This window comes from Paenibacillus sp. P36 (assembly GCF_045866505.1).
Lineage (GTDB): Bacteria > Bacillota > Bacilli > Paenibacillales > NBRC-103111 > Paenibacillus_E > Paenibacillus_E chondroitinus.
Window position 1 is genome coordinate 8,043,486 of record NZ_AP038372.1, and the last position, 23,658, is coordinate 8,067,143.

Here is a 23,658-nt window from a genome sequence, read left to right on the forward strand (position 1 = left end):
AGCCTATTTCTTCAAACGGTTCAACGCCATCAAAACAGCACCACTCGCCGCATCCTTTTTAGCCGTAATACAAGCCAAATCCGGATATTTCTCACTCAGTTTTTGAACAAACGCGTTCCGCACATGGTTATTGTTCAGCAATACACTTCCAGCCATCGCAAGGCTTCCGTGCTGCATGGACAGCTTTTCCACGACAGGGACGACCGTCTCGAAGAGCGATGCAGCGTTTTTAGCCGCAATAGCTAGCGCTGTTTCGTCCCCTTGTTCGCAAGCCTTAGACAGGATAGGCGCCAAGGCTGCGATGTCCTTCTTGTTCGTCTCTTTGTTATAAACAAATCCAACGATCTGCTGAACATTCGTCAGTTGAAGCTGTTCATAGACCATACCGGTAATGACAGTCTCCCCGATTCTTCCATCATTAGCCCGTACGAGCGCAGACAACAGGTCGCGGCCGATGCTGTAACCGCTGCCCTCATCATCGATGAGGTGTCCCAGACCGCCGGCACGGTGAATCGTTCCGTCCTCTTTTTTGCCATAACAAATAGACCCTGTTCCCGCAATTAAAATGATGCCGTATTCACGATCATGCGCGCCGCAAAGCGCCGTTTCCTGATCACCTGTAATGTATACGTTCCCTTGATAGCCGCATTCTCTAACATTCGCCTCCAAGCGGGATGTAACCGTAGGATTGCTAACCCCTGCTGCGCCAATCACGATTTGCTCACAGTGCTCCAGTCCCCCGCAGGCATCGCTAATACCTTGAAAAATATCCTGAAAACTCCGCTTGATGCTCTCCGCATCTTGCCCATTATAGTTAATCGCTCCAGATGCAAAGCTATGCACCACTTGACCGCTCTCGTCAGCTATTTTTACCGCTGTTTTGGTACCTCCGCCATCTAGCCCCGCTACGTATCTTGTCATTGGGTTACTTATCACTTCTTCCGTTTATTCTATTTGTACAAATGATACTGCTGTTTCATCTGTGCAAAGGTCTGGCTCTCTTCACGAAATTGCTGAAGCAGATCCGGAACGTTCACATGCTCTTGCCGATACACATTGTCTCCGCACAACAAATCCATGAAAGGTCTGGAGCCTTCTCGGAAAGGAGGCAGGAAAGCAAACTCTTCATAATTGTTTTTGATCGTGTAGAGCAGGGTGATCCCCGTTTCAAGAGGCTGAATAGCGCGAGTATCCAACACATGAATTTGAACGCCGCTGCAGGACTCTCCCTGATGCTTCGAGAAACTCGGTTTAAAATAGACCGGCCGGAAAACAACGCCTGGCAGCTTCTTGGCATTCATTTCATCCGCCAGCTTCTGCCCATCGATGAACGGAGCCCCTATGGCTTCAAAAGGAACGGTTGTCCCACGTCCTTCCGACAAGTTCGTGCCTTCAAAGATGCAAGTTCCGGGATACAGCAAAGCTGATCTAAATCGCGGAAGTCCCAGGGAAGGCATGATCCACTCTTGGCCCGTCTCCGGGAAAAGCATGTTTCGCTCCCAACCTTCACAGCGGACCACATGCAGCTCACACTGCCAGTTCATCTGATCATTTGCCATCAAAGCGAGTTCTCCGACGGTCATCCCGTAACGGACTGCAAGCGGATAATTGCCTACAAAAGATTGATATTCCGGTTTTAGAATATTGCCTTCCACCGTCACCCCGTCTAAAGGATTAATCCGGTCGAGAATGACAAAAGGCTTCCCTGCTTTCGCACAATCTTCCAAAGCATATAACATCGTATAAATAAACGTATAATAGCGGGTTCCTACATCCTGAATATCATAGACGACCATATCGACTTCATCCAGCATCTCTTGGCTCAAACGTTTGGAATCTTTGCGATACAAGCTGTGTACCGGCACCTGTGTAATCGGGTCCAAGTACGTTTCCACCAGCGCGCCAGCGGCTTGATCTCCCCGCACCCCATGCTCCGGAGAGAATAAGGCCGCTAGGTTGAAATTTTCATGCAAAATTTGAATCGTAGAAACAAAATCCTTGTTCAATCCCGTTGGCGCCGTAATCAACCCCAGCCGTTTCCCTTTGAATAGATGAGCATACTGCCCGATACAATCAATCCCATTAAGAATCATAGCTTTCCCCTCGCTCGCTTCTTTTTATTGAACAAAACCTCTACCCAAGCCATATTCGTGATAAGCGGCTGCGTGTAGAGGTCGGATGATTTTCTATAATTCAGTTTTGAGCACACGCATATTTTCTTCTGGAATCATGAACGTTTGTGCATATTCTTTTCTGGCCTCAAGCCCGCGGACTCTCATCAAATGCTTGTAGTATTCCAAGTACTTGAACGACTTGCTGCCGGTTACGAACCAATGTGTGGAAACGGCTTTGACCCATAGATCGAAGGCATCCTGATCGTAATCAACATAGACGTACGGACGGTAGTCGACCGCGTCTTCCCAGTTCTCGGCATAATACAATCTCTGTGCAAAATGGGCTGGAAGCTCCCGTTCAAATGTCGGCAAGGCAGCAAAAAAACGGGCATCGTTCACAATGCGGTGCGTGGTCATGTGATCCTTGTGCATGCTGTTTTTCCAATGCGTAATGATCACGTTAGGTCGAACTTGACGAATGACATCGCATACACGGAAGCGCATCTCCTGGTTATCCTGCAGCTCGCCGTCAGGAATGTCGTCGAAGACGAAAGCTTCCCCGCCCAGCATTTCGGCAAATGTTTTCGCCTCTTTCACTTTCTGCACGCGATATTCCGCCATATCTTGTCCTGCCGGGACACCTCGTTCACCTGCTGTTAATGCCAACGTGGCAATACGGTCACCTTTCAAGAAGTGGCTTGCCAATACGCCTCCAGCCGTTAATTCAGCATCCCCAACATGGCCGCCGATCGCTAATATCGTTAACTTTTGCTCGCTCATTTACACAAACTCCCTTCTCATCACAGAAAATTGTTTGACGGTTGTAAAACCTGCCTTCTCGTAAATGCGAATGGCCGGATTCGTACTGCCTGTATAGAGCGACATGTAATCCGTCCCTATTGAACGGAATGCTTCGCACAGCTTAAAGAAAAGCAGGCTGCCCAGCCCATGGCCCTCATGCTCAGGAAGCACGCCGATGCCCGCAAAGTAGCCGCGTCCGTTGTCTTGACGAATGACCGGGCCTGCAAATCCGATGACTTTGCCTTTATATGCAGCAATGACCACTGGCACACCTTCTGCCGTGCATTGCCCGATTTCCCTTTGCCACAAAAGATTGTTAAAGCCATTAAGCATTTCCTTAACGCCGTTATGCTTTTCCGTATCGAACAATTCCACCGTGTATCCTTCAGCTGACGCCTTAAGCTCCTTGGCTCTTACATCCTCCGGTATGGTGAAACCGTCCAGCTTCAAATACATCGCGCATTCTTTCGCACGTTCCACATACCCTGCTTCCAGCAAAAACGCATACAATTTACTTTCGATCGGCACGCCGGGCGCATTGTTATGCTCATGCTTCGGAGTCCCAGGTATATACCATGGCAGTAACATTGGATTAAAAAATAAGACCTCGCCTTGCTTTTTCCCCAATTGCTGAAAACGATGCTCTAATACGTCTAACATGCCTTGATAGTTCTGATCTGTTTGGAACCTCTCGGCCAAAACGATGCAGGTGATGTATCCAGCCACTTCCCCAAGCGGCAGATCATCCCCTGTGCAGCCACAGGCAAAGCCTTTGACCTCATTTTGATCCAGTAACACAAAGGTGTTTTCACGATCAAAATAAGGATTGGCCGTGAAAATACGCTCAAAGGTTTCTTCCGTCAGTTCCTTATAGCCATCCTTCACGGCTTCTTCATTCCACAAATCAATAACGGCTTGACGATATTGTTGATTCCAAGTCACAATCATGCTGAAGTGAACCCTCCCCCACGCTCGGCTTGTATTAGCCTTTTACCGCTCCAACCGTTACACCTTCTAAGAAGTACTTTTGCAAGCTGAAGAAAAGAATAAACATCGGTAGTGCTGAGATCGTAGCCCCTGCCATCATCGGCGCGATAAACGTCGTATTGGCGAAGCGGAAGTTTTTGAGTCCCAATTGAATCGTCTGCATATCCATCGTATTGGTGACCAGAAGCGGCCAGAAGAACGTATTCCAGCTATCCATAAACGTTAGAATCGCCATAACGGCAAGGACGGTTTTGGACAAAGGCAGAATGATTCTCCAATAGATGGTGAACTGGCTGCACCCTTCGATTTTGGCACTTTCCATAATCTCGTTCGGGATGCTGCTCATAAACTGTTTAGCAAGAAAAATATTATAGACCGTAACGATACCCGGCATAATTAATGCGCTGTACGTGTTTTGCAAATTGAACACATTCACAACAAGAATATACAAAGGAACTTGTGTAACTTGGTAAGGAATCATCATGGAGACGAGCAATACCGCAAACAGCACGCCTCTCCCTTTAAAACGAAGTTTGGAAAATGCATACCCAGCCATACTGGCGAAAATCACATTGGATACCATGACAGTAGTAGCTACGATCAGGGAGTTCAGAATCCACCGATACGAATACTCGCTATAATCAAAGAAATATTTGAAGGAAGCGAATGTGAACTTGCTTGGTAAAATGGAGTAGTTCACCGCTCCTGCCTCAACCGGATCTGCAAAGGATGAAATGACCATGAAATAGATTGGAAATATCGTCGCCAAAGCAAAAAGGAGAAGGGCGATAAAAATGATTGAATTGCGAATGGTTTTTACTCTAGGTTTGCCTGCATGACTGCTGTATAAAGCCATTATTTATCCATCCCCTCTCTTAATAGTCGACATCTTTTCCTGCGAATTTGAACTGAATAACGGAAATCCCTGCGATAATAACAGCTAGAATCAGCGATTGTGCCGCGGCTTTACCGAATTCAAAATAAGTAAAGGCATTGTTGAAAATCAGTAGGCCAACCATCGTCGTCGCATTGTTCGGGCCACCGCCGGTCATCAGGTAAGCGTTCTGGAACACTTGGAAAGAACCGATAACACCCGTTACCAAAAGGAATAATGTAGCTGGTTTCAATGCAGGAACAACAATGTACCACAGCTTCTGGAAGAAGTTCGCGCCATCCATTTCCGCTGCTTCATAGAACGTATCATCAATACCAAGAAGTCCAGCCAGGTAGATGATAATGCTTGTGCCGTGACTGGATAGCCAAGACATCAGAACCAAAGAAAACATGGCTGTTTTACTTGACCCCAACCAGTTCTGATTGCTGAATCCGAAGAAATGAATCAGTTGATTGAGAATCCCGCCCTCAAGCGGATCGAAGATCCAAAGCCATACGACTGATAAAGCAACACCGGATGCTACGACTGGCAAATAATAAATACCTTTGAAGAATCCTTGCGTTTTCTTCCTCAGCGGAAGAATCAAGATCGCGATCACCATGGATAAGATCAAGTTAACTGGCACGGTCAGTATCGTATAGACGACCGTATTGCGCATGGCTTGCCAGAATAAAGGATCTTTTAATGAAGAAGCGTAATTGGCGAATCCAACATAAGTGGAACCAAGAGGTTTGTATTCCTGGAGACTGATGATAAATGCACTTACAACCGGATATGCGGTGAACATCGCAAAAACAACCAAAGCGACGGCAATAAATGCATATCCCCAGACACCTTCTCCTTTGATTCCTCTTCTTTTTATCGGTTTAGCGATATTCGTTGCCATTTCCTCTAACCCCCAAACCCCGTTTCAGAAAACCCGGATTAAAATAGTTCGGATAGTCGTGTGAGTTGCTTTCACGACTATCCGAAATGTACGGTTTTTAATTAGTCTTTTACAACGCCGTCTGCGCCAAATGCAGCAATTGCAGCAGTTTTCACAGCTTCGTACATCGCTTCAGGTGTAACTTCGCCTGCGATTAGACCTTGGAACTTAGGAACGATAACTTCCGTTTCCAATTTGATCGCTTTAGCGCCTAGTTCACTTGGGATATCGGAACGAGCTGGCGTTGCATTTTTAAGCATATATTCAACAGCAGCCACGTTCTCTGGGCTTCTCTCAATTTTCATGCTTTCAGCCGCTTTTTTAGCGCTTTGCGTGATGTGTGCAGAGAACAAATCATTATTTGTTGTCGCCGCATTTTTACCGCTAGCTAGGAAGTAAGCCGCTTTTACAACGTTTGCTTTGTGCTCGGCAGTCGGTTCCTTTTTACCGCGGAACGTCATGTAACCGTCAACGACAGCAGCAGCGGATTGTTTAGCACCTTGGAAAGTCGGAGCCGGCAATACAACATAATCAACAGGGATGGAATCTTTTACTGCACTTGCATCATTTGCTTTCAGTTTTGCGTTGTTTGCTTTTGCAGAGTTCTCAAACACGGCAAGACCTTTACCTGTGATCATCGTTTGACCTGTCAAGAACATGTTCCAACGTTTACCAGCGTCTACGGAGCTAAGCTCTTTCGGCATGGATCCGTCATCAATCAGCTGACGAAGGTCTTTCAGTAGACCCAAGTAATTTTTGCTAGTGTATGCATATTTCAAATCTTTATCAAATGCGTTCGGCATACCGGCATTTTTCGCCATAATACCCAAGTAGTCAACTGCAGCAACGCCTTTCACCGCAAACACAAAACCGTAACGCGTTTTGCCGTTTTCAGTAACTACGCCTTTTTTGATCGCTTGACGGAATTCGTCATACGTCCAGCCGTTTGTCTGTACTTTTTTCCAATCGATTCCTGCTTTTTCTAGGAACTCTTTATTTCCGCCCAATGCGTGTACTTCCATGTACGCCGGGAAGCCGTAAAGACCTTTGCCATTTTTCATGTAATCAAGTGGAGCTTTGTCATAATCATTAATCATTTCAGGAGTTGCTGTATCCGTGATGTCCATGAGCAAACCTTGCTGCACGTATTTCGGGATACCGTCAGAGCCTCCGAATGCAATATCCGGCGGGCTGCCCGCATTCACTTGTGTATCCAATTTCTGCTTCATATCTTCCCAGCTAGCCGGTTCGATTTTCAACGTCAGATTAGGATATAACGCATTAAAATCTTTGGACATTTGTTCGAAAGTTTTTTGGTAGTTCGGTGAAACCGGCGGCAAAAGTGCCGTAATGGTATCTTTCGCTGTTGAAGCACCAGCACTTGCAGCTGGAGCTGATGCAGCCGGTGAACTTGATTCTTTCGTGCCTGAAGCGCCACCACAAGCGGTTAAAGCCATTGTTAAAGCTACAACGGATGCTAATACGGGCATTTTTCTTTTCATGAAAAACAGACCTCCTAATAATTTCAGTTATTTACACAACTTGAACAAAGGTACGTATGGCTCTTTTCAAACTTCCTTCACTTTGCTGCAGGGCTTGTTCAGCGTCCGCGGCATTCATGCCTGTTTTGATCATCATGATGGCTAGCTTACAATTCATGGAAGCAGCTTCCAAATGGGCGATCGCAGTCGCATCGTCAACGCCTGATGCCGCCCGAATAATCCGTACGGAACGATCACGCAATTTGATATTACTTGCTTTCATGTCAACCATTAGGTTGTTATAAGTCTTCCCTAATTTGACCATCGTACAAGTCGTAAGCATATTTAGAACCAGCTTCTGTGCTGTCCCCGCTTTCAAACGGGTGGATCCCATAATGACTTCCGGCCCAACGACAGGCGCGATGCATACGTCACAGACAGGCGCTAATTTCGAGTTTTTGTTATTTACAACGCCGATTGTCGCAGCCCCAATTTCCTTCGCTTTTCTCAAAGCAGCAATGACGAATTGTGCGCTTCCACTAGCTGTAATCCCAATAACCACATCTTTGTCAGTCACTCCGCAACGCTCAATAAGTGCGACCCCTTCTTCTGCGTTATCCTCAAATCCTTCAACCGCAAATCTTAGGGCCACGTCGCCTCCAGCAATATGACCTTGCACCAGCATGGCATCTACACCAAAAGTAGGAGGACATTCAGAAGCGTCGAGCACACCGAGTCTGCCAGAAGATCCGGCCCCTACGTAGAACATTCTGCCACCATTTTTCAGTGCATGATGCAAAATGTCAACCGCTTTCATAATCTGCGGAATCTCCGCTCCTACGGCTGCGGGAACTGTCGCATCCTGCTCATTCATCAAATGCAGCATTTGTTCTGTTGTACATTCGTCGATCATCAGTGTTTTCTCATTAATCTCTTCCGTAGTCAACCCCGACAGATACTCATCCATTGTCTCATCCTCCTATCCTGTTTCTTTAAGTTTCTAAATTCATACTAGCGAAAAATTTCACCATGGTCAATACTTTTTGAAATTTTATTTTATTTTACAAAAAAAATTTGAATTTTTATTTTGGAATACGACAAAAAAAAGACAACGACTTTATGATGCTTAGCCGTTGTCTTTCTTATTCATTTGCGGTGCTTGATGCTAGCGATGATATCATGTGTTTTGGACAAATATTTCTTCACTTTTTTGTACTCAGCGCTGGCGACTCCAGCAAAAAGAATATCAATGACCGTTAGCATAGCAATCCGCGAACCCATTGCCCCACTGCGGATTGTAACCTCAGGTGTCGAAATACTGAGCACGATGTCCGCCTTTTCCGCTAACTCGCTTTTGTTATATTTCGTAATCGCGATGACCGTAGCGCCATTCTTTTTGACAATGTCCAGCGACTCTAAAATTTCAATGGTGCTGCCGGAATTAGAAATAAAAATGGCTACATCTGATTTATCAAGAAGTGTGGCATTGGTGAGTTGGCTGTGTCCGTCTGTGTAGCTATGGCACATCTTGTTAATCCGCGAAAACTTCTGCTCCGCGTCAATGCACACCAATCCGGATGCACCAATCCCAAAGAAAACAATGCGGCTGCTCTCGCGCAGCACCTTCACCGCGCGGGCGATTTCATTTTTATCAATCACACTTAATGTATCTTCAATTGATTTGCTATTGTTACGGGAAATATTAGAGATAATAATCGAAAGATCGTCCCCAGGCTGAATATCGGTATACTGATCCTTCTGCTCGTCATCCATAGAGCCAATTGAAGCAGAGATGCTGACGATAAAATTACGGTAACCTTTGTAACCCATCGTTTTGCAGAACCGCAGCACCGATGCGTCGCTCGTTTTCGTCAACTGTGCGAGACTCTTAATCGATAAGTGGGGAATCTCTTCCAAGTTCTCTAAGACATACTCGGCTACCAGTTTCTCTACAGGCGTAAGACTTTCTTTCATATCCCGAATTTTGATCAAAATGTTATCGTTAATTGCCATCGCTTTTCCCTACTCGCCATATATTCTCTGAGCTAAAATCACTAATATCATACGAATATTTTTTTGAAAATACAAGATGATCTTCTCCTATCCTAACGGATTCCCAGTCGCCAATCAAGAAATTTTATTTCATCGAATATTTACCATTGTAAAATTAAATTCCAGAGCAAATAATTGCTCCAAAGAAAAAAATAAAGGGCTATCCGTACAAGTCTAGTTAGACTTGCGGGATAGCCCTTTCTATGGGAGAGGGAACTGTGGTCCGCTATTTTGCTGAAAACGGGCATTTGGCTAGTCGGAGGGAACTACGTTCCTCTATTTACCCGATTTTGGCGGAAATGTGCAGATTCGGGGGTGAATAGCGCCCTGTAGTTCCGTTTAGGACGGAGCCAGTGCTGATTAACCTCAAATAGCGCCCCGTAGTTCCTCTATCCGCGGTTTGGGTTAGCTAACTCGCTGCTGGTGAGGGGGCTCTAATAAATTAGCTGGAATAACCACCGCTAATTTATTTAAATCTTCGTTTTCCAGGTGAATAACTGGACAATTTCCATCTTTTTTAGCTACTCCCAGTAACACTACACGTCTACCGCCATTTCACGCTCTGACTAAACTAGCTACTCCAAGTAATCAGATCTTCCCTGCCACATATGCGCCCAAACTTACCCCGCCTCCACAGCCGAAGCAGCAGCATTAGCAGTAGCGGCGTTCGTCCTAGCCACCCGCATCGACGCCAACGCGTAGACGATAAGCGCAGCCCAGATCAGGGAGAAGCTGATAAACAGCACCGGCGAAAACTTCTCCTTAAATACGAAAATGCTGAGCAGCAGCGTAATCGAAGGTCCGATGTATTGGATGAAGCCCAGCATCGATAACGGAAGCCGCGCGGCTGCTTTGGCAAACCACAGCAAAGGCAAAGCCGTTACCGCGCCTGACAATAGAAGCAGCACAAACGAAACAGTAGGAAGCGACCAAGCCGCTTCATGATGAGTGAAATGCAAGTAAACGATATATGCGACAGCGATAGGAAAAACAAACGCGGTTTCCCCAGCCAGTCCAATCGATGCTTCGTAGGACACCTTCTTTTTCACCAGGCTGTAAACGCCAAATGAAGCCGCCAGCGACAAAGATACCCACGGGAATCTGCCGTAGTCGATCGTAGCTACCAAAACGCCGGCTCCCGCCAAAGCGACAGCAATCCACTGGCTAAAGTTCGGCTTTTCCCGCAGAAACAGGACGGCGAGCATGACATTAAACAATGGGGTAATGTAATATCCGATACTCGTCTCAATAACATGGCCATTGTTAACAGCCCAGATAAAGATCAGCCAGTTGGACGAAATCAGAATTGAGCTTGCCGCGACCACGAGCAAAGTCTTGCGGTTGGTAAACATGTTTCGCAGCTGCGTCATCTTGCCTCGGCCTACGAATAGAAGCAGACCCATAAAAACAAATGACCAGATAACACGGTGTGCCAAGATTTCCCCAGCCAGCAGCGTCTCAAACGATCTCCAATAAACAGGCAGCAAGCCCCATGCGATATAAGCTATAATGGCGTACCAGAGCCCTTTTTTCATAGTCAAACCTTCTTTCAATGTCTAGTTACAGAACCCTGTGAATCTAGTTATTTCATCCGCAGGTCAATTTGCATTGTCCTATTGTAACATAGAGTGTCACATCTGTCCGTACCTAGTTAAGTCCACTTTTTCACAAAAAAAATAAACCCCCGATAGACGAGAGTTTCAAAAGTGGACACCCTATAATTTTATTACCCTTTAACAGAGCCCGCTGCAATACCTTCCACGATGCGATTGCTGAGCAGCAGGAAAGCCAGCAGAATCGGCAAAATACTGATCATCAACGTAGCGCCGATAGCTCCCCAGTCTGTCGTATATTGACCGATGAAATTTTGCACCCCGACGGTTAGCGTTTTATATTTCTCGGAACTAATGAAGGTATTGACGAAAATAAACTCGTTCCAATTGTAGATCATATTGATAATAACAGCCGTGGAAAGCACCGATACGGTCATCGGCAGCGTGATGCTGAAGAACATACGATTCACCGAGCAGCCATCCATGACAGCCGCTTCTTCCACCTCACGAGGCAGTGTGTAGTAAAATCCGAGCATGATCATAATCGTAATCGGTAGATTGAACGAGATGTACGACAGGATGATGGATAATGGGTGGTTGGTCAGATGTGTTTTAGTGAAAAAACTGAACAGCGGGATCAGCGTCGAGTGCACCGGGATCATTAATCCGACCATGAACAGGCCAAGCACGAACGATTGCAGCTTCCACTTCATCCGCGTTAATGCGAAGGTGACCAGGCTGGCCAACAACACCGTAACTGCTACAGAAACCACTGTCATCCAGACACTGTTGAAAAAGTAATTATTGATATGTCCTTGCGTCCACACCTTCTCATAATTTTCCCAGCGCAGCCGTTCCGGAAAGGCCATTGGCGCCAGATTAAAGATTTCTTCGTTATTTTTTAAAGAAAACAGCATAAGCCACAACAAAGGAACGACCTGAATCACAGCAACGATGGTCAAAATAGCATACAGCACGCCATATCCAATCCGTCCCGGCAGCTTGCTCCGCATGATTTGAGGCTGCGCTTGACGCTCAATCATTTCGATATTCATCTTAATCAAGCTCCTTTCGTTACGAATACTGGATGTTATCCTTGGATGCCGTTGCTTTGCGAATCAGCCATGTCACAACGAGACAGATGATCAACAGGAAAAAGCCAATCGCGCTGGCGTAGCCGAAATCGTAGCCTTTGAACGCCTTGCGGTACATGTAGGAAGCCATAACTTCACTGGCACCATTCGGCCCCCCGCCTGTCATCACATAGATCAGGTCAAAATATTTCAGCGACCCTACAACTGCAAGGACTACAGTCACTTTCATGACTTCGGCGATCAGAGGAATACGAATGGACAAGGCAATTCGCCATGGGCTAGCGCCGTCGATACGCGCGGATTCAATCAGCGAACTGGGCACATTTTTCAAAGCGGCATAATAAATCAGAATGTAGAATCCCGCGTACTGCCACAGGATCGGAATAAAAATCGCATAAAGAACAATCGATGGATTCGAGAGCCATTCAGGTGTATGCTGGACCCCCAGCGACGTCAGGATATGATTAAGCATTCCGTTCGTCGGGTGGAAAATTTTCAGCCATAGTTGGGCAATTGCTACTGAGGACAGCAGCATCGGAATTAAGTATACTTTGCGAAACAGATTGGCTCCACGAAGATTGGCTGATAGCACCAACGCTACCAACAAGTAGACGAGCAAGCTCAACGCTGAAAAAATAGCAAGCAGAAAAGAATGCTTCGCACTGCTCCAGAACAGCTCATCTCGAAGCAGCTCCATGTAATTTTGCAAGCCGATAAAGCTCATTTTACCGACGCCGTCCCACTTCATTAATCCGTAATAGCCCGTCATGACGATCGGCATGTAGATCAGGGCCACAACCAGAAGTAACGAGGGAATGACGTACAAAGCGATCATGGATTTATTGGACATGACTTTATCCATAACGGACACTTCCCTTCCTTACCGATAAAGGAAAAGGACATACCGCGCGTCGGGGTATGCCCTTCCCACTCGATTCATGTGGTTACTTACCTTCTTTGGCCAAGGCTTCTTCATGCTTTTTCGCAAACTCTTCCGGTGTGACTGCTTTGCCGAACAACGCTTGAATCATGTTCAGGTGAACTTCTGCGGAAGCCGGTTTCATCTGTACGTCAGCGAACAACGTGATGTTGCTTGCTTTATTAAGTTCATTTAACAAGTCAATGTACATTTGCGGTAATTTCACCTTGGAAGTATCTACTTTCGTCGCCGGGATCACACCCGCTTCGGAAATCGCGTGCTCGCCCCACTTCTGAACGAAGAAGGAAACGAATTTCTTGGACTCCTCTTTGACCTTCGAGTTATTGGCAACGAACAAGCCTACGCCCGGTCCGCCAACCCAGCTGTCCAGGTTTCCTTTGCCGCCATCGACGGTCGGGAATTTAAAGAAGCCGATTTGATCCTTGAACGCTTGTGGAACATCTTTATTCGTTGTGTAATTCGGCAGTTCCCATGTTCCCATCATGTACATCGCCGCTTTGCTGTTCATGAATTCAGCTTTGCCCTCATCATTGGAAAGTCCATTGAAGCCTTTGTTGAACCCGTTCATATCAACCAATTGGGTAATTTCGGAAGCTGCGCGAACCAGGCCAGGATCATTGAATGAACCGGTGCGGTCAATGGCTTTCTTCAATGTTTCCGGTCCGCCGATGCGGTCCGCCAGGTACATGTACCATAGGGAGCCGGTCCAGCGGTCCTTGTTCCCTAGCGCGATTGGGGCAACACCGTTGGAGCTGAGCGTTTTAACCACATTTTTAAATTCATCATAGGTTTTCGGCACTTGCAGGTTGTATTTCGCGAAAATCGCTTTATTGTAGTACACCGGCACGATGTTCAGTTCCACGGGAAGCCCGTAGGTTTTGCCGCCAAAAGCATAGGCGTTCGTCGTTCCGTTAACGAATTTATCCTTCAAATCACCTTGCAGCAGGTCGTCTAGCGGAGCGAACATGTCGCCTTTTACATAAGGATCCATGTAGCCTGCAGCCCAAGTGAAGCCTACATCCGGTAATGCGTTGGAAGTGGACAGGACCTTCATTTTATTTTTATATTGCTCATTCTCAAGCACTTCTTGTTCAATCGTCACATTCGGATTTGCTGTTTGATACTCTTTAATGATATCGTTTACAATTTTGTTTTGCGTTGCGGAGTTACCGGTCGGCCAGAGGTGCATCATTTTGATCGTTACTTTCTTAGCTGGTTGCGCGCTTTCTGCGGCTGCCTTGGCTGTTTCTTTGGCAGGCTGCGGTGAGCTGGCGCTCTCTGTCGTAGAACTGGAGCACCCGGATAGAACCAAACCGAGACTAAGCATCGTCGTCATCGTCCATGTAAGCGTTTTTCTTGCCATGCGTTGTTTCCCCCTTAAACTATGTTTGCTACGAGTATTATTGTAGCGCTTTCATTACGACGGCAGGGAGTAACGGCTATCGGGAAATATACCACTATTTTTGGGTTTCTAATTTTGGGTTTCCATGTTCTCTTCGTTCTCATTCGCCTGCTTGCGGTATTGATTCGGGCTGATACCTTCATAATCTTTGAACAGTTTAATAAAATACTTCGATGTCTGGTACCCGACCTGTTCGGAAATGTCCGCAATCGTCAGTCTGGTTTGCAAAAGCAGTTCCTTCGCTTTCTGAATCCGGCTCCTCGTAACATATTCACTGAAAGTGAAACCTGTCTGCTCCTTAAAAAGAGCGCTAAAATAGCTCGGATTCAAATGGATGTGCCCTGCCACCTCGCTCATACCGAGAGGTTCCTGGAGATGCTCCTCTACGTAGAGCACGGCTTGCCTGACTGGAGGACTATAGTTCATGGAGACGGTTTTCGCCTGCATGAGCCGGGAATCGACCATTTTCTCCATCGTTTCCACGCGCCCGCGTTCTTCTTCAATCTGCAGCGCCTGCTCGACAGCTTCGAGGAGCTTGCTCTTTTTGATCGGCTTTAGCAAATAGTTTACAACCCCTAGCTGAATGGCTGTTTGAGCATATTGGAAATCGGGATGCCCCGAGATGACGATAACGACAGGCTTATGCCCTGTATTGCGCGAGTCCTCTACAACTTGCAATCCACTGATCTCCGGCATGCGAATATCGGTGATAAGCAGATGTACCGGGCGGGTATTCAGCACTTCCAGCGCTTCAGTTCCGTTGCTGCTGCTTAAGATATGATAGCGGCCGATCGACCAGGCTTCGAGCGTTTTGCGGATGCCTTCTCTCGTTAGCGGCTCATCATCAACGATCAGTATGGTTTTGCTTGGTGGAATCATCGTTATCCTCCTTATGAATCGGAATGTCGAAGCTGACGCTTGTCCCTTCTCGCGGAATACTATGGATGGACAAACCTCTACTGCCCTCTGCCAGTGCCGGATAATATAATTGAATGCGGCGCTGGACATTGGAAATCGCCATGCCCTTTCCTTTGCCCGACGGTGCACCGCCGCGTTCCATCGCATCCTTGACGGCTTGGAGCTTCTGCTCGCTCATGCCCGGTCCGTCATCGCTGACCGTGATTCGCAGCTCCGCAGCTTCCAAAGGTGAAGGCTCTACGCGGATCGTGATGAGACCAGGATCCGTTTTTCCTTCTAAACCGTGTAAGATCGCATTTTCCACGAGAGGCTGAATCAATAGTTTGGGGATGAGAACATGATTGTACGCATCGTCAATGTTGATTTCCCAGACCAGGCGAGAGCCGAACCTCACACCCATAATGCTCAAATACCGCTTAATGTGCTCCAATTCCTCTCCCATCGACACCCATTCATCCTTATTGGGGCTGCCGATGACATAGCGGAACAAATCCGACATCGCAACAACAAGATCAGCGAGTTCCTCCTCATCTTTATCCTGCAAAGACCAGTACAAAGCTTCCAGTGTATTGTATAAAAAATGCGGATCAATCTGCGCTTGAAGCGCTTGCAGTTCTGTGCGGCTTTGGATGACCTCTTTTTCATACACCAGTTTAATGAGTCCGTTGATATTGTCTACCATTTGGTTATAGGTCATATTCAAATCGTTCAGCTCTGTTGTATACGTTTTCGTAAGATTCGGCGTCAGCACGCCTTGCCGTGTATTTCTCATAGCTCTCATAAGCCTTAGAATGGGCCGAGTAATCATCATCGAGAGCAAAAATGAAAGAATAATGAACAACACCGACCCAATCGCCCCGGATACGATAATGGCCCAGCGCAGAACGGAAATCCCATCGGTAATATCGCTGACCGGATACAAAATCATAAGCGTCCAACCGGTTTGTTCCGATGGCTGCTTCACCAAAATGTAGCGTTTCTGTTTGATCGTTACCGTCTGAGAGGAGGTCTGCATTAACTCGCCCACACCGTCCGTAACTTCACCATCTGGTATGATTGGTGTTCCTGAGCTGTCTGCAAGCACCAACAATTCCTGGTGGCTGCCTGTATCCGTTAACTGTTTCTGAAAATCAAAATAACTGCTGTTAATTCGGACAAGCAAATAACCGCCATTCGAAAACCAACGGTCAATTAAATTGACCCTTCGAATCGCCAGAACCGTGCCGGGTTCCTTTGGATCGTTCCCAATCCAGACCAGCTTCCCTTTCTCCTTGTCCGCCTGCTCGATCCAATGGTTGTCCACCCGATCGGACATTTTTTGATCATCCAGTGGGAACAACCGTACAAAACCCGTGGTGTACAGCTCCACATTGCTTACACCGCTATAAGCTTGTATATGATTGGCAATTTTCGATAACGCCTGCCGCTCGCTAAAGGTCACCTCTTTACCTTGTACATTAGAAAGAAACAGCTGCTGTAGATAGGCGTCATTGACGGCCTGCAGCGTTAGCGTGTCAATTTGCGTGAGGATCGCTTCGAGTCTGCCGTTCGCTTGCGAGGCGATTTGCTTCATTTGTGTTTCCGCTTTCGTGTTCAGGAGGGTCGACACCGAATTGAACGTAATGGCTCCAGCGCAAATTAGCACGATGATCATAACGAATACGAAGCCGGCCAGCATTTGATTGCGCAGTGTATTCCAATTAGCCACCTTCTGCCACATGTGGGGTTCCCCTTTTCCGTCTGAATTCGTGCACATGTTTCTCGCCAAATCATACTACAGACGTGTGAAATTGCCTACCAGCTTTCTTAGATTAAAATTGGCGACCTGGACTGAGTGCCAGTTCAATTGTGGTAGTTCAGTTGCCATAACTGCTTGCGTCGCAGCAGATGGGCTGCGGATGTGCGTGCTACATTGGATGAAATCCACTGAAGAGGCTTCATGAGAAGCCAAATGTGTGATTTCATTGGAGAAAACCCACTCACTTCTGGTCAAATCTGCGTATTTGAGGCGGATTTTGCTACTTCGTTGGAATTACTCCAAATTGCACTTTGTGCAGCATTTTGGCCTCAGTTCGGCCGTTGTCGCCTTCTACGTTGTATTTTGTACAACGTTTTGGGTGGAATAGCGCGGTTTTTGCGCTATTTGGGTTGAATTCATTGTACTTTGTGCAATGAAGAGTGGTGGGGTGGGGGTTAATGCTGTTCTATGTTGTAGAAAGTACAACAGAGACATGGGGTGAGGGGTATTGCGCGGGTCGGGCAGGCTGAGCTGACGGGTTACCTGGTGCGAGGCGGGCAGGCTGAGCTCATGGGTTACTTGGTGCGAGGCGGGCAGGCTGAGCTCATGGGTTACTTGGCGCGAGGCGGGCAGGCTGAGCGGTTGGGTTACTTGGTGCGAGGCGGGCAGACTGAGCGGTTGGGTTACTTAGCGCGAGGCAGGCAGGCTGAGCGGTTGGGTTACTTAGTGCGAGGCGGGCAGGCTGCGCAGAGTGGTTACCTGGAGCGAGGCGGGCAGGCTGCGCAAATGGGTTACTTGGTGCGAGGCGATCATGCTGAGCAGATGGGTTACTTGGTGCGAGGCTGGCAGGCTGCGCAGAGGGGTTACCTGGAGTGCGGCGGGCAGGCTGAGCGGATGGGTTACTTGGTGCGAGGCGGGAATGCCGAGCAATGTTCGCTTAACGCAACACGCTCATACAGCGCAGCCAACAAAAAAGCAGGCCGCCAAAGGCGCCTGCTCCGCTTATCTACTTTTCATCCCGATAAAAAAAGTTGGGAAGCTTCACTTCATTGCTATAATGCTGGTGAAAAATATGCGTCGTCGCCGGGGAAAGCGGCGGGATCAGCCACGTCCAGTCGCCCGTGACCTCTCGGCTCGCCTTTTCCTCTTTCTCCTCGAACCGTTTGAACTGCCGCGCTGCGGTATGATGATCCACAATGGCTACGCCCTGCTGCTGGAAAGAATGCAGCACAGCCACATTCAACTCCACAAGCGCACGATCCTTCCAGAGGGAAGCGTCGCGCCGAGTATCTAACCCCATCACTTCCGCTACACGCGGCAGCATGTTATATCGCGCTTCGTCAGCGAAGTTACGAGCCCCGATTTCTGTACCCATGTACCAACCGTTGAAAGGAGCCGCCGAGTAGTGGATGCCTCCGATCTCCAAGTACATGTTAGAAACAATCGGCACCGCGTACCATTGGAGACGCAAATCCGCCATTGCCGCGATATCCGGATGCGTGATAGCGACTTCCTTGACAAGTCCGCTCGGAATTTCATAGAATTTCGGCGTGTTATTCCCCATCTGAAGGACTAGGGGCAGGACATCGAAAGGCGTCCCCGCTCCCTGCCACCCGAGAGATTGGCACATGGCCGTGATCTCCAAAGAAGCCGGATCGCCCACAATGCCATCTTCCGTCTCATAACCTGCATATCGAATTAGCTGTGCATTATGAATAAAGGCCCCCGGACCTGCCGTTGCCCCTGCCCCCTGCACAGGTGAAAATACCGTAATCATCGGGCGAATTTTCCCATCATTCGTCGCCGTCTCAATATGCCGGAAGAGAGCTTCCGCCATCTCATCTTCCGTTGCCGCATGACGGGCATCCTGCACGGTCAGCGTCTCCCAGAACAATCGCCCGATGCAGCGATTACTGTTGCGCCAAGCCATTTTGGCCCCGTGCTCCAGTTCTTGCAGCGTGTGCTCATAGAAACCCTTATACCCGATGGAACGGGTAATTTCGGCTATGCGAGCTTCCATCTCGCTTTCGCTTTTGCCTAGTTCAGCGTAACATTCTCTAATAAAAGGAACCGCCTTTTCTAACAGTTTATCCTGTACATCCTGCACTTCATTCATAGGTGTAACTCCATTCCGATTCATAGCAACTCCCTTGGCCTTTCAAGCCTCAGGGCTCCTTATCTCTTACAATTGTGCGCTAAAATGCTCCGGTACATAAGCTATTTGAGAGCCGGCAATAATCGTCAACTCGCCCTGCTCCTCTGAATAATGAACGGCGTCATCGCCAACATAGAACCATACTTTCCGTGTCGGTTGATTCTCAAACTCTTGAAAAACAAAAACATTAAGTTCATCTTTCCATTTTAAAAGCTCAGCAATACGCTCCTTATCAATCTTCACGGTAAAAACCCATTGTTCTTCTACTTGCTTACACGTATACTCAACCGGCTGCTTACCTGTATCAATAAATGCCCGGCCGCCTACCGCATGCTTCACCAAAAATTGTTCCTTCATCTCCGCAGCCTCCTTGTTATGGCAGATCAATTAACATGAAATGCGCATCTTCCACAGCACGGAGCACAAGTGTCGACTCCGCCTCCATCCGCGCACTGTCCATAGTTTCCAGCTGAGCCTGATTGGCCTCTAATTTCCCGCTAATGACCATAAGGAAAATACGTCGATTCTCACCCTGATTGAAGACCAGCTCTTTACCAGCTTCCAGCTTGCTGAGATAGATGCTCATATCTTGGTAGATTTTCGCTTGGTGTTCGCCGCCTTCAGGTGTAACGACCGGCAGCAAGGCATTCGTCATGGCCTCCGGTACATACGTCACATTCTCGAAGGACGGCTCCGTACCCCGCTTCGCCGGCATAAACCAAAGCTGGAACAAGCTGAGCGGCTCCGAATCCGAAGCATTATATTCGGCATGAATCACGCCGCTGCCCGCTGACATACGCTGAACGCCGCCAACTGCCGTAATCGCCACATTTCCTAAACTATCCTCGTGCTTAATAGCTCCGCTGAGAACGACGCTGACAATTTCCATATCGCTGTGCGGATGAGGACCAAAACCGCGACCCGCGGCAATTTCATCATAATTGCAAACACGCATGACCCCGAAACTTGTATTATTTTCATCAAAATAATCACCAAACGAAAAGCTCTTATACCCCTTGAGCCATCCCAAATCCGAACTGTTGCGCGTATGTGCAGGAAAGACTTGAATCACAGCTATCGCCTCCTTTATGTAGTACTCTAAGCTTATCATATTGTAATAATGGACTTCCATGTCAGAACAGTGGCGGAACGGTTGCAAAATAGAGGCGCCATGGTGAACAAGTGGGCTAGCTCAGGGGAACTGTGGTCCCCTATTTCGGCTAAATCAGCCGATATCGCTGACCTAGCGGAACTACAGGGCCCTATCCGCGAGCAGCCACCTGCTAATTGGCCCAAACAAGCGAAATAGCGCCCCCTGGTTCCCTTTAACAGGGCAAGGGGGCGCCTTGCCTCAAAATAGCGGCTCATAGTTCCACCTCTCTCCCGCCGCCACAAAAAAAGAGGAGCCCGCAGGCTCCCCTCCTCTTATTCTTCAAGCTGTATCCACTCCGCATACAGCCGATCCAGATCCCCCTGAGCCGCTTCGCGCTCGGCCCAGAGTCGGCTCAGCTCCTCAGGCGCCGGATTCTCCAGCGCCTGGTCGAGCCCGCCGAGCCGCGCCTCCGCTTCCGCGATGTCCCGCTCCAGCCGCTCGCGCGCGAACGCAGCCGTGCTGCGTGACTTCCCGCGCGGAACAGACTCCGCCTTGGCCGCCGCTGCCTGTACCCCTGCTCCGGCGGACTTCGTCACCGAAGCGGCATCCGCCTTGCGCGCCTGCGCCGCGCGCAGCTGCGCGCTTTTCGCTTTGTAGTCATCAAAGCTGCCCAAATAAACGGTGAGGCGCCCTTGATCCAGCTCCCAGATTTTCTGGGACAGCCGGTTGATGAAGTAACGGTCGTGCGTCACTGCAAGCACCGTGCCTGGAAACTCCTCCAGCGCTTCCTCCAGCGCCTCCCTTGAGGTTATGTCCATATGATTCGTCGGCTCATCCAAAATGAGCAGATTCGGCTTGCGCAGCACGAGCAGTGCCAACCGCAGCCGCGTCCATTCTCCGCCTGAGAGGGAGCTAACCGGCTTGAAAACATCCGCGCCATAGAACAGATAAGCGGCGAGCCGGCTTCTAGCTTCCCCTTCTTCCAACTTCGCTTCCTCGCAAAAGTAAGCCAGCACCGTCTTCTTCTGGTCCTCGGGGTACTCCTGCTGCGCCAAGTAACCGATGTCCACTCGCGCGCCGATTTGCAGGTCGCCGCCATCCGGCTGCACCTCGCCCAAAAGCATTTTCAGCAGCGTCGTTTTCCCTGAACCGTTATGCCCCAGAAGCATCACTTTCTCGCCATACTCGAGCAAGCCGCTTGCTTGCCGCAGCAGCACTTTGTCCCCGTACCGTTTGCTTACGTCATCAAACACAATGACCCGCTTGCCGGAGCGATCATCCAACTTCAGCCCGAATTCGGCTGACTTCGGATCAAGAACAGGGCGCTTCAGCTTCTCCATGCGATCCAACGCTTTCTGCATCGATGCCGCTCTGCGGAAAAACTTATCATTCCCTCCGATACGCCCCCACTCCATGAGCTGTTTGATCGTCTCTTTCATTTTCTTGATGACCTTCTGCTGTTCCTGATAATCCGCAAATTGCTGCAGCAGTCGGGCTTCTTTCTCCTTCATGTAGCCCGTATAGGATGTCAGATATGTCGAAGACTCTCCGTCCTCCAACTCGACAATTTTGTTGACGACTCGATCCAAAAAGTAGCGATCATGAGACACAATGAAGCACGCGCCTTCATAATGGGTCAAGTACTCTTCCAGCCATTCAACGCCAAATAAATCAAGATGATTCGTCGGCTCATCGAGCAGCAGCACATCCGGTTTGCCGATCAATTGGGAAGCGAGCGCAATCTTCGTCTTCTCCCCACCGGACAGCGAGGCGAAGCTTCGCTCGTATACCTCGCGGGCAATGCGTAGTCCTGTTGCCACCTGGTCGATTCTGGCGTCCAGCTCGTATCCGCCTTCCCGCTCAAAACGCTCCTGCAGCTGCGCATACCTCCCCAGCAACTGATCGAGCTGACCGTCCGCAGCAGGCTCTGACATGCGCTGTTCCAGCTCCGTCATCGCGGCGCGGCACTCCAGCAGCTCCGCAAAACTGGCCGCGAGTACATCGTACACGGTGCTGCTCTCCCATTCTGTCGGAATCTGGGCCAAGTAACCGATTCGTGTATCTTTGCGCACCGTTAGCAGCCCTTCGTCCGGCTTTTCCATTTTGGAAATGAGACGCAGCAACGTCGATTTGCCGCTCCCATTTCGTCCGACCAATCCGATTCGTTCACCTTCGTGAATCTCAAACGTAACGTCCGCCAGCACCAACTGGGCGCCGTGGTATTTCTTTATATTTTGACCATTTATCATTAACATCGTGAAGGATCCTCCTTGGTTATGAAAGACCCCATCCCGAACATCTCGAACATTCTGAACGCAGCAAAAAAGGCCGCAGGAAAATTCCTACGACCTTCAGCGGATCATCCGATTGAGGTTAAGGTAGGTGTCTTTTCGTGAGTTGTGATGCCGTATGAGCAAATTTGGACAGACTTCTCCCGTTGTATGCAGATGCATGAACGATGCCAGCCATCGCGATAGGTAACTGGCTCACACGGTTGTTCACAAACTCTCGATTCATCCTACCTTCACCTCCTCTTCTTCACTATGTACAAAATCATATCATAACCGTCGGTCAATTCGCAACCGCATAACGCCCATCTTCCGGGCCTAATGCTCGCTTCGCATCTTGTCCGTGACTTCCAAATAAAGGACCTGGAGAAATTTTTTGATGTTAATTTTACTTTTCTCCGACTTCAAATTCTCATCGATTTCTTTCATCTTCAAACGGACATCCTGAAACTCAAAATAAAGCGGCGCATAATGCTCGAATTTCGGATTGCTGTAATCCGTCAAACCTATGCTAGCTATATGGGTTAAAGCAGCCATAACGGCACGGCGAATACGCTGCTCGACGGCTTTCCCTTCCTTCTCCACATCGGACTCCTGCAGTTTGTGGCTCCGAGCCGCCGTCTCATACAGCTCCTTCAGTGGCGGTATTCCGTCACCTCGATGATGCTTCGTCAGATGCTCGATAATGTCCGTCACATCCCGGCTTCCGCTCTCCCCGACAATCCCCATGTCCATAAGAATAGGCTGGACGACTTCGCGTACACTGCGCTTTTTACGAGGGCTCTCCGGACTGAGGTTCAAAAGGCTCAGCTTCGTCAAAGAATCCTGAATTTCCTTCAGGGAACGGCTGATCTTCCATTGTTCGTTAACCTTGGAAAGCACTGCTTCCACTTCGATTTTGTTAATCGGCTTTTGAATATAGTATTCGACGCCGGCCTGGTAAGCTTTGCCGATCATCTCTTTATTTTCTATCTGCGAAATCATGACGTATTTGCCTTGAAAACCTTGCTCCTTGAGCCGAATAATGGTCTCAATGCCATCCTGATCCGGCATCAGCAGATCAATGACAACGACATCCGGGGACGTTTCGAGCAGCACTTTTTCCCCTTCGCTCCCGCTGCCTGCCGTTCCTACGACTTCACCTAATCCACCTTTTTCAATAATTTTGTGCAGCATCAGCCTGCTTACCGCATCATCGTCCACAATTCCGAAAGACAGCATG

Annotated in this window: 22 protein-coding genes; 1 reads left to right on the top strand and 21 read right to left on the bottom strand. The window is 48.4% G+C overall.

Annotation, left to right across the window (positions count from 1 at the left end; translation table 11 throughout):
* Window positions 1-3 precede the first annotated feature (3 nt).
* The 15 genes from ACKTT9_RS35210 to ACKTT9_RS35280 form a co-directional block, all read right to left on the bottom strand.
* On the bottom strand, window positions 4-921 hold the full coding sequence (locus tag ACKTT9_RS35210) for an N-acetylglucosamine kinase (RefSeq protein ID WP_407869661.1): 918 nt from the start codon (window positions 919-921) through the stop codon (window positions 4-6).
* A gap of 29 nt (window positions 922-950) precedes the next feature.
* On the bottom strand, window positions 951-2,093 hold the full coding sequence (locus ACKTT9_RS35215; protein ID WP_407869662.1) for an exo-beta-N-acetylmuramidase NamZ domain-containing protein: 1,143 nt from the start codon (window positions 2,091-2,093) through the stop codon (window positions 951-953).
* 93 nt (window positions 2,094-2,186) lie between these two features.
* Window positions 2,187-2,894 carry a PIG-L deacetylase family protein gene (locus ACKTT9_RS35220; RefSeq protein ID WP_407869663.1) on the bottom strand — a complete coding sequence of 236 codons (708 nt, stop codon included), beginning with the start codon at window positions 2,892-2,894 and terminating at the stop codon, window positions 2,187-2,189.
* Window positions 2,895-3,863 carry a GNAT family N-acetyltransferase gene (locus ACKTT9_RS35225; protein ID WP_407869664.1) on the bottom strand — a complete coding sequence of 323 codons (969 nt, stop codon included), beginning with the start codon at window positions 3,861-3,863 and terminating at the stop codon, window positions 2,895-2,897. It lies immediately after the preceding gene.
* Window positions 3,864-3,897: 34 nt separating this feature from the next.
* Window positions 3,898-4,758 carry a carbohydrate ABC transporter permease gene (locus ACKTT9_RS35230; protein ID WP_157317660.1) on the bottom strand — a complete coding sequence of 287 codons (861 nt, stop codon included), beginning with the start codon at window positions 4,756-4,758 and terminating at the stop codon, window positions 3,898-3,900.
* 19 nt (window positions 4,759-4,777) lie between these two features.
* Window positions 4,778-5,683, bottom strand: coding sequence for a carbohydrate ABC transporter permease (locus ACKTT9_RS35235; protein WP_157317659.1), 906 nt, complete (start codon window positions 5,681-5,683; stop codon window positions 4,778-4,780).
* A 101-nt stretch (window positions 5,684-5,784) separates the two neighbouring features.
* Window positions 5,785-7,224: an ABC transporter substrate-binding protein gene (locus ACKTT9_RS35240; RefSeq protein ID WP_157317658.1), complete on the bottom strand. Its 1,440-nt coding sequence runs from the start codon at window positions 7,222-7,224 to the stop codon at window positions 5,785-5,787.
* Window positions 7,225-7,255: 31 nt separating this feature from the next.
* Complete coding sequence (gene murQ / locus ACKTT9_RS35245) at window positions 7,256-8,170, bottom strand: N-acetylmuramic acid 6-phosphate etherase (RefSeq protein ID WP_127457870.1); 915 nt, start codon at window positions 8,168-8,170, stop codon at window positions 7,256-7,258.
* 179 nt (window positions 8,171-8,349) lie between these two features.
* A complete protein-coding gene (locus ACKTT9_RS35250; protein WP_407869665.1) occupies window positions 8,350-9,216 on the bottom strand; it encodes a MurR/RpiR family transcriptional regulator in 867 nt (288 codons plus the stop codon).
* A 659-nt stretch (window positions 9,217-9,875) separates the two neighbouring features.
* On the bottom strand, window positions 9,876-10,790 hold the full coding sequence (gene rarD / locus ACKTT9_RS35255) for an EamA family transporter RarD (RefSeq protein WP_407869666.1): 915 nt from the start codon (window positions 10,788-10,790) through the stop codon (window positions 9,876-9,878).
* A gap of 191 nt (window positions 10,791-10,981) precedes the next feature.
* Entirely contained in the window at window positions 10,982-11,851 is an 870-nt protein-coding gene (locus ACKTT9_RS35260) for a carbohydrate ABC transporter permease (RefSeq protein WP_246069314.1), read from the bottom strand.
* A 31-nt stretch (window positions 11,852-11,882) separates the two neighbouring features.
* Window positions 11,883-12,764 carry a carbohydrate ABC transporter permease gene (locus ACKTT9_RS35265; protein WP_127457874.1) on the bottom strand — a complete coding sequence of 294 codons (882 nt, stop codon included), beginning with the start codon at window positions 12,762-12,764 and terminating at the stop codon, window positions 11,883-11,885.
* 82 nt (window positions 12,765-12,846) lie between these two features.
* Window positions 12,847-14,205: an extracellular solute-binding protein gene (locus tag ACKTT9_RS35270; protein ID WP_407869667.1), complete on the bottom strand. Its 1,359-nt coding sequence runs from the start codon at window positions 14,203-14,205 to the stop codon at window positions 12,847-12,849.
* A 108-nt stretch (window positions 14,206-14,313) separates the two neighbouring features.
* On the bottom strand, window positions 14,314-15,123 hold the full coding sequence (locus tag ACKTT9_RS35275; protein WP_407869668.1) for a response regulator: 810 nt from the start codon (window positions 15,121-15,123) through the stop codon (window positions 14,314-14,316).
* Window positions 15,089-16,882 carry a sensor histidine kinase gene (locus tag ACKTT9_RS35280; protein ID WP_407869669.1) on the bottom strand — a complete coding sequence of 598 codons (1,794 nt, stop codon included), beginning with the start codon at window positions 16,880-16,882 and terminating at the stop codon, window positions 15,089-15,091. The genes ACKTT9_RS35275 and ACKTT9_RS35280 overlap by 35 nt, the downstream gene beginning before the upstream one ends.
* A gap of 516 nt (window positions 16,883-17,398) precedes the next feature.
* Here ACKTT9_RS35280 and ACKTT9_RS35285 point away from each other — a divergent pair.
* Window positions 17,399-18,025 (top strand): hypothetical protein, encoded by a 627-nt coding sequence (locus tag ACKTT9_RS35285; protein ID WP_407869670.1) that lies wholly within the window; start codon window positions 17,399-17,401, stop codon window positions 18,023-18,025.
* On the opposite strand, the gene ACKTT9_RS35290 is transcribed toward ACKTT9_RS35285, so the two are convergent.
* From ACKTT9_RS35290 to ACKTT9_RS35315, 6 genes are all read right to left on the bottom strand, one after another.
* The gene (locus ACKTT9_RS35290) at window positions 17,907-19,016 is read right to left on the bottom strand and encodes a nitric oxide synthase oxygenase (RefSeq protein WP_407869671.1); all 1,110 of its coding nucleotides are present in this window, start codon (window positions 19,014-19,016) and stop codon (window positions 17,907-17,909) included. The genes ACKTT9_RS35285 and ACKTT9_RS35290 overlap by 119 nt on opposite strands.
* 66 nt (window positions 19,017-19,082) lie before the next feature.
* Window positions 19,083-19,412 carry a hypothetical protein gene (locus tag ACKTT9_RS35295; protein WP_407869672.1) on the bottom strand — a complete coding sequence of 110 codons (330 nt, stop codon included), beginning with the start codon at window positions 19,410-19,412 and terminating at the stop codon, window positions 19,083-19,085.
* Between the two features lie 16 nt (window positions 19,413-19,428).
* On the bottom strand, window positions 19,429-20,127 hold the full coding sequence (locus tag ACKTT9_RS35300; protein WP_407869673.1) for a pirin family protein: 699 nt from the start codon (window positions 20,125-20,127) through the stop codon (window positions 19,429-19,431).
* A gap of 353 nt (window positions 20,128-20,480) precedes the next feature.
* The gene (abc-f, locus tag ACKTT9_RS35305; RefSeq protein WP_407869674.1) at window positions 20,481-22,403 is read right to left on the bottom strand and encodes a ribosomal protection-like ABC-F family protein; all 1,923 of its coding nucleotides are present in this window, start codon (window positions 22,401-22,403) and stop codon (window positions 20,481-20,483) included.
* A gap of 118 nt (window positions 22,404-22,521) precedes the next feature.
* Window positions 22,522-22,665, bottom strand: a complete 144-nt coding sequence (locus ACKTT9_RS35310; RefSeq protein WP_407869675.1) for a hypothetical protein — start codon at window positions 22,663-22,665, stop codon at window positions 22,522-22,524.
* A gap of 89 nt (window positions 22,666-22,754) precedes the next feature.
* Entirely contained in the window at window positions 22,755-23,657 is a 903-nt protein-coding gene (locus ACKTT9_RS35315) for a response regulator (protein WP_407869676.1), read from the bottom strand.
* Window position 23,658: the final 1 nt, after the last annotated feature.

What these genes read in the sequence shown, in the direction of transcription:
- ACKTT9_RS35210 (WP_407869661.1), bottom strand. Translation starts at nt 921, where the DNA reads ATGACAAGATACGTAGCGGGGCTAGATGGCGGAGGTACCAAAACAGCG.
- ACKTT9_RS35215 (WP_407869662.1), bottom strand. Translation starts at nt 2,093, where the DNA reads ATGATTCTTAATGGGATTGATTGTATCGGGCAGTATGCTCATCTATTC.
- ACKTT9_RS35220 (WP_407869663.1), bottom strand. Translation starts at nt 2,894, where the DNA reads ATGAGCGAGCAAAAGTTAACGATATTAGCGATCGGCGGCCATGTTGGG.
- ACKTT9_RS35225 (WP_407869664.1), bottom strand. Translation starts at nt 3,863, where the DNA reads ATGATTGTGACTTGGAATCAACAATATCGTCAAGCCGTTATTGATTTG.
- ACKTT9_RS35230 (WP_157317660.1), bottom strand. Translation starts at nt 4,758, where the DNA reads ATGGCTTTATACAGCAGTCATGCAGGCAAACCTAGAGTAAAAACCATT.
- ACKTT9_RS35235 (WP_157317659.1), bottom strand. Translation starts at nt 5,683, where the DNA reads ATGGCAACGAATATCGCTAAACCGATAAAAAGAAGAGGAATCAAAGGA.
- ACKTT9_RS35240 (WP_157317658.1), bottom strand. Translation starts at nt 7,224, where the DNA reads ATGAAAAGAAAAATGCCCGTATTAGCATCCGTTGTAGCTTTAACAATG.
- murQ (WP_127457870.1), bottom strand. Translation starts at nt 8,170, where the DNA reads ATGGATGAGTATCTGTCGGGGTTGACTACGGAAGAGATTAATGAGAAA.
- ACKTT9_RS35250 (WP_407869665.1), bottom strand. Translation starts at nt 9,216, where the DNA reads ATGGCAATTAACGATAACATTTTGATCAAAATTCGGGATATGAAAGAA.
- rarD (WP_407869666.1), bottom strand. Translation starts at nt 10,790, where the DNA reads ATGAAAAAAGGGCTCTGGTACGCCATTATAGCTTATATCGCATGGGGC.
- ACKTT9_RS35260 (WP_246069314.1), bottom strand. Translation starts at nt 11,851, where the DNA reads ATGATTGAGCGTCAAGCGCAGCCTCAAATCATGCGGAGCAAGCTGCCG.
- ACKTT9_RS35265 (WP_127457874.1), bottom strand. Translation starts at nt 12,764, where the DNA reads ATGGATAAAGTCATGTCCAATAAATCCATGATCGCTTTGTACGTCATT.
- ACKTT9_RS35270 (WP_407869667.1), bottom strand. Translation starts at nt 14,205, where the DNA reads ATGGCAAGAAAAACGCTTACATGGACGATGACGACGATGCTTAGTCTC.
- ACKTT9_RS35275 (WP_407869668.1), bottom strand. Translation starts at nt 15,123, where the DNA reads ATGATTCCACCAAGCAAAACCATACTGATCGTTGATGATGAGCCGCTA.
- ACKTT9_RS35280 (WP_407869669.1), bottom strand. Translation starts at nt 16,882, where the DNA reads ATGTGGCAGAAGGTGGCTAATTGGAATACACTGCGCAATCAAATGCTG.
- ACKTT9_RS35290 (WP_407869671.1), bottom strand. Translation starts at nt 19,016, where the DNA reads ATGAATGAAGTGCAGGATGTACAGGATAAACTGTTAGAAAAGGCGGTT.
- ACKTT9_RS35295 (WP_407869672.1), bottom strand. Translation starts at nt 19,412, where the DNA reads ATGAAGGAACAATTTTTGGTGAAGCATGCGGTAGGCGGCCGGGCATTT.
- abc-f (WP_407869674.1), bottom strand. Translation starts at nt 22,403, where the DNA reads ATGTTAATGATAAATGGTCAAAATATAAAGAAATACCACGGCGCCCAG.
- ACKTT9_RS35310 (WP_407869675.1), bottom strand. Translation starts at nt 22,665, where the DNA reads ATGAATCGAGAGTTTGTGAACAACCGTGTGAGCCAGTTACCTATCGCG.
- ACKTT9_RS35315 (WP_407869676.1), bottom strand. Translation starts at nt 23,657, where the DNA reads ATGCTGTCTTTCGGAATTGTGGACGATGATGCGGTAAGCAGGCTGATG.